Consider the following 3,153-nt stretch of genomic DNA (forward strand, 5'->3'; position numbering starts at 1 on the left):
CACGAAGCGGTGCAGCGGCCCGATGGCAACTACGCCTACCGGGTGCGCGCAAAGCTGGAAGGAGCAAGCGACCAACGTGCGGGCCTGAAAGGCACGGCCAAGCTGTCGGGCGAATGGGTCCCGCTGATCTACTGGGTGCTGCGCCGGCCCCTGGCCGCCGTGCGTCAGCTGACGGGCTGGTGACGCATGCCGCTGCCTGTGCTTCGCGAGGAACTGGCGCTGTTCACCGGGCCGGCGCTGGCCGACGGCCAGCCCAGCTGGACCCTGCACGACCCGGTGCGCAACCAGTTCTTTCGCATCGACTGGATGAGTTTCGAGATCATCAGCCGGTGGTGGCACGGTGATTTCAAGGCCATCGCAGAGGCCGTCAACCGCAGCACGACGCTGAACGCAGACGCGCAGGACGTCGAAGCGGTGGCGCGCTTCCTGGTCGACAACCAGCTGGTGCAGGCCAGGGGAGAGGGCAGCAGCGCGCGGCAGTTTGCCGAGCGCCTGGCGCGCGGGCGCGGCAGCTGGAAGACCTGGCTGCTGCACCACTACCTGTTCTTTCGCATTCCACTGCTGCGGCCGGACCGCTTCCTGGACCGATGGCTTTCGCTTGTGGCCCCGCTGTACAGCCGTGGCTTTGCCCGGCTCACACTGCTGGCGCTGCTGGTCGGCGGCGTCGAGGTCTATCGCGACTGGGGGCGTTTCTCGACGACCCTGCTGGATACCTTTACCTGGAATGGCCTGGCGGCGTACGGGCTGACGCTGCTTGGCGTGAAGCTGCTGCACGAACTGGGGCATGCTTTCACCGCCAAGCGCTATGGCTGCCGCGTGCCGACGATGGGCGTAGCGCTGCTGGTGATGTTTCCGGTGGCCTACACCGACACCAACGAAGTGTGGAAGCTCTCCAAGCGCCACCAACGCCTGGCAGTGGCGGCCGCGGGTGTGCTCACCGAGCTGATCATCGCCGTGTGGGCCACACTGGCCTGGGTGCTGCTGCCCGAGGGCGTGCCGAAGTCGGTCGCCTTTTTGTTGGCGACCACCACCTGGGTCACCACCCTGGCGGTGAACGCCAGTCCCTTCATGCGCTTCGACGGCTACTTCCTGCTGTCGGACTGGCTCGACATGCCCAATCTGCACCAGCGAGCGTTCGCGCTGGCGCGCTGGGACCTGCGCGAGCGCCTGTTCGGCCTCGGCGCTGCGCCGCCTGAGCTCTTCCCTGCGCGGCGGCGCCTTGGCTTGATCGCGTTCGCCTACGCCACATGGCTGTACCGGCTGCTTGTGTTTCTGGGCATCGCTGCGCTGGTCTATACCTTTTTCATCAAAGCCGTCGGCGTGCTGCTGTTCATCGTCGAGATCGCCTGGTTTGTCGTGTTGCCTGTTTGGAGTGAAGTGAAGATGTGGCCTGGCTTGCTTCGTAGCGCTGCCTCGGCAGCCGGCAGCGCGCCAGCGCGCCGCACCCGTGTGCGCCGCTCAGCCGGGCTGGGTCTGCTGCTGGTGGCGCTGGTCCTCGTGCCCTGGCCGACGCGATCTACCTCATCGGGCCTGTTGAAGCCGGTCGAGGTCTTTCCCGTGCATGCCCCGGCAGGCGCGCAGCTGGTAGCACTCCCATGGGCCGATGGCGCCCGAGTCAGCGCCGGGCAGACCTTGATGGAGCTGAGCTCGCCCGAATTGCGCCTGCGCTGGGCGCGCGCCCAGGCCCAGCTGGCGCAAGTGCGCTGGGAGTCGAATGCGGCCGGCGTGAACGTCGATCAGCGCAATAACCTGCAAACCCTGGCCCAGCGTGAACGGACGGCGCATGCCGAGCTCGACAGCGTGCGGGCTGAAATGAGCCTGTATGCGCCCACCGCACCTTTCGACGGCGTGCTGCGTGACGTCGAGCCCGAGCTGAAGCCGGGCGTCTGGGTGTCGTCCCGCGAACGCCTGGCGCTGCTGGTGAAGGACGGCGCCTGGCAGGTTGAAACCTACCTCGACGAGGACGCCGTGCGGCGCATCGCGGTGGGTGACACCGCGCGCTTTTTCACCGATGGCTTGAGCGGCCCGACGCTGCGCCTGACCGTGACGAGCATCGACAGCGATGCGACCCGTGTGCTGCGCGAAGGGCAGCTGGCCAGTGCCTTCGGTGGCTCGGTCGCAACCCGCGACAAGCACGGGCTGTGGGTGCCCGAGCGGGCGGTCTATCGCGTCACGCTGAAGGGCGACAACAGCCTGGGCAGCCTGGCGAGCCAAAGCTGGCGCGGCCGCGTGGTGATCGACGGCCGTTGGGAATCACCGGCGCTGATCTTTCTCCGATCCGCCTTGGTCGTGATGTGGCGGGAGCTGGGCTTCTAGAGCGGCTGACCCCCTTGCCCCCTTCCAGCGCGACCCGGCTTTCGGCGAGTTGCGCATAGCCGCGCAAAGTCCCCGTGATGCGGCGCGCCCTGGTTCCAGACCTTGCCGCAGGCTCGCTCGGAGATCGCCATCTGGCGCCAGGACGACAACGAGGTGAGGCCGCACAGCAGCCTTGGGCAGATACCGCCGGCCGAGTTCGCACAACGCCACCGCCACAAGAAACAGCCGCCACCGGCTTCAAGCAACGAGATCAAGCAACCTTCAACCCGGACTGCCACCCCGCTGGTACGTCGGGAGGGGGCAGGTCAATCACGACAGATCTTGAAACCCCCTGGCCCCCTGGTCTGCCGCACAACCAGCTATCTGCGCTGCCCCCGGCGCGCGAGCTTGAGAGCCGCGCCGTGCTCAAGGCGTGCATCGAGGCCCGTGCAGCCCTGGCCGAGCTAAAGCAGGCCGCCGAGCTGATCCCCACACAGGAAACCATCAACAGGCGATCGAGTTACTTTGGCGCGTTGTGAGACGCGCCGAGAAGTCACTCAATGTTTTGGACCTGAACTTCGAGTCCGAAGCCAAGTCCTTGTCGCGCCTTGATATTTTCTTGTCCTAGCGTCGAAAACCCCACAGCGCACCCCACATATCAGGCATGCAGTGCCGCGCCTCGGGCAGTCTTTAGCAGAGCGAGCAGAAGCGTAACTTTAGCTTGGACTGCCGCTGACCACCCGCCAGCCGTCGGCGCTGGCCGTGATCGAAGGTACGGATGTATTGAACCAGTGAAAACCTGCTCAGGTGTTTCTGTTGAAAGGAAGACACCGTGAGTAGGTTGATGGACGAAGAGAT

1 protein-coding gene and 2 pseudogenes are annotated in these 3,153 nt (G+C 65.8%); all 3 read left to right on the forward strand.

The window, feature by feature from the left end:
• Positions 1 to 183: pseudogene (locus tag ACIQ67_RS20325) on the forward strand (secretion protein HylD); the annotation flags it as partial.
• A 3-nt stretch (positions 184 to 186) separates the two neighbouring features.
• Entirely contained in the window at positions 187 to 2,316 is a 2,130-nt protein-coding gene (locus ACIQ67_RS20330; RefSeq protein ID WP_397536191.1) for an HlyD family efflux transporter periplasmic adaptor subunit, read from the forward strand.
• Between the two features lie 90 nt (positions 2,317 to 2,406).
• Positions 2,407 to 2,535 (forward strand): annotated as a pseudogene (locus ACIQ67_RS20335) (integrase core domain-containing protein); the annotation flags it as partial.
• Positions 2,536 to 3,153: the final 618 nt, after the last annotated feature.

The organism is Roseateles sp. (genome assembly GCF_044373315.1).
Lineage (GTDB): Bacteria > Pseudomonadota > Gammaproteobacteria > Burkholderiales > Burkholderiaceae_C > JACDQM01.